Source organism: Pseudomonas sp. 10C3, from assembly GCF_036346185.1.
Lineage (GTDB): Bacteria > Pseudomonadota > Gammaproteobacteria > Pseudomonadales > Pseudomonadaceae > Aquipseudomonas.
Map to the genome: position 1 here is coordinate 1 of NZ_JASJVE010000239.1, position 230 is coordinate 230.

Genomic DNA, 230 nt, shown 5'->3' on the forward strand with positions numbered 1-230 from the left:
GCGCGACAGATCTCACCGACAATCGCCAAACCCAAGCCTGACCCCGCACCCTGGTGCTGACGCCGATAGAAGCGGTCAAACACCCGTTCTCGCTCTGTTTCAGGGATCCCCAGGCCGTCGTCCTCGACTTCATGAATGCAGGGTGCCCTCACCCGCAGAATCACATTGCCACCCGTCGTAGTATGCGCGAGGGCGTTATCCACCAGATTGCTCAGCAATTCGTTGAGCAA

At 58.7% G+C, this 230-nt stretch carries 1 protein-coding gene; it reads right to left on the reverse strand.

What is annotated here, in order from left to right; translation table 11 throughout:
- Positions 1-230 (reverse strand): sensor histidine kinase (locus QN399_RS26750; protein ID WP_330201989.1); only part of this gene is annotated, 230 nt, incomplete at both ends.